The organism is Pseudomonas sp. GM24 (assembly GCF_000282235.1).
GTDB lineage: Bacteria > Pseudomonadota > Gammaproteobacteria > Pseudomonadales > Pseudomonadaceae > Aquipseudomonas.
Window position 1 is genome coordinate 1 of sequence record NZ_AKJR01000344.1, and the last position, 1,817, is coordinate 1,817.

Genomic DNA, 1,817 nt, shown 5'->3' on the forward strand with positions numbered 1-1,817 from the left:
CCTGAGTTCGACTTGGTCGTTCAGGTCGGTGTAGCTCGAACTGACAACACGGTCAGTCCCCTCTCCCTCTGGGAGAGGGTTAGGGTGAGGGGCTCTTCAGTTGCTGATCGCCAAAATACTCGCCTGATACGACCCAACAAACACGTCAAAATCCCCCACCTCGTTCTGCTCCAGCTCAGCCTGCGCTGCCAGCGACGTACGCGCCAGCTCCTCGAACTTCGCCTGCTCATCCGCCGCCAAAGGCTCGCTACGGAAAAACTCGGCATGCGCCTGGCTCTGACGCAACGAGAACTGCGCAAAGCTTTCCTTATGCTCAGCCATCGCCGCCAACACCTGCGCGGACGGCGTCAGGGACGGATCACTGACCTTGGCCAGTTGCACGTCCAGTGCCTTGCTGTGCGCATCGCCGCCATGGCTCTGATCCAGCAACGCCGCCAGTGGCGCGATTTGCTCCAGCAGTTCGGCCGCCCAGGTCTTCATCTCCACCGACTCACCGTCACGCTGCAATTGCAGACCCGGACGACGACCTTCCTTGACCACGCTGAGGAAGTTCGATGTGGCGTTGCCGCACGACGTGTTGGTCAGCAGCGGACTGTCGTTCAGCGCGCAATACAGCAGGAACGCGTCGAGGAAGCGCGACTCGGTGAGGTCGATGCCCATTGGCAGGAACGGGTTGATGTCCAGGCAACGCACTTCGACGTACTGAATGCCACGGGCCACCAGCGCCTGAATCGGCCGCTCGCCGGTGTAGGTCACGCGTTTCGGGCGGATGTTGGAGTAGTACTCGTTTTCGATCTGCAGGATGTTGGTGTTGAGTTGCACCCACTCGCCATCCTGGTGCGTGCCGACTTCAACGTACGGCGCGTACGGCGTCGCAACGGCTTTGCGCAGGCTGTCGGTGTAGCTCGCCAGATCGTTGTAGCACGGGGTCAGACCGGCCTGGGCGTTGCTCTGGTAACCGAGGTCGCTCATGCGCAGGCTGGTGGCGTACGGCAGATACAAGGTGTCCGGATCGAGCTGTTCCAGCTGATGCGAACGACCACGCAGGAAACCGGCGTCCAGCGCAGGCGATGCACCGAACAGGTACATCAGCAGCCAGCTGTAACGACGGAAATTACGGATCAGCGCGATGTAGGAAAACGACTGAAAATCGCGATCAGTGCCGACAAACCCTTCGGTCTCGCGCAGCAGCGGCCAGAGCTTTTCCGGCAGGGAGAAGTTGTAGTGAATCCCGGCGATGCACTGCATGGTCTTGCCGTAACGCAGGGCCAGGCCCTTGCGGTAGACGTATTTGAGCTGACCGATGTTGGAGGTGCCGTAATAGGCGATCGGGATGTCTTCCTCGGCCGGCAACGGGCACGGCATCGATGGACTCCACAGGTACTCGTTGCCGAGTTTGCTGTAGGCAAAACGGTGAATCTTGTCCAGGCTCGCCAAGGTATCAGCCGGATCCGGCAGGGCGGGCGTGATGAATTCCAGCAGCGACTCGGAGTAGTCGGTGGTGATCTGTTCGTTGGTCAGCGCGGAACCCAAGGCTTCGGGGTGCGGCGTTTGCGCCAGGCGACCTTCGCTGGTCACGCGCAGGCATTCACGTTCGATACCGTGCAGGCACTGCTCGAGCAGAGAGAGGTTAGCGCGCTCGCCGAGCAGAGCCAGGCGGCGGTTGAGAAGTTCGCTCAATTTGGATTCCTTCACGCGTCAGTCGCCCCAATATGGGGGTGGGCAGGACGGTCTACAAGGGTGAAGTTGAAACTGGCGTTATCGCCTGGTTTTTCTAGCCGGTCAGCCGCACACATACCTGTAGGAGCTGCCGCAGG

The 1,817-nt window shown here is 60.6% G+C and carries 1 protein-coding gene; it reads right to left on the reverse strand.

Features of this window, described 5'->3' with window-relative positions; translation table 11 throughout:
- Positions 1-96: 96 nt before the first annotated feature.
- Entirely contained in the window at positions 97-1,680 is a 1,584-nt protein-coding gene (gshA, locus tag PMI23_RS28095; protein ID WP_007917923.1) for a glutamate--cysteine ligase, read from the reverse strand.
- Positions 1,681-1,817 lie beyond the last annotated feature (137 nt).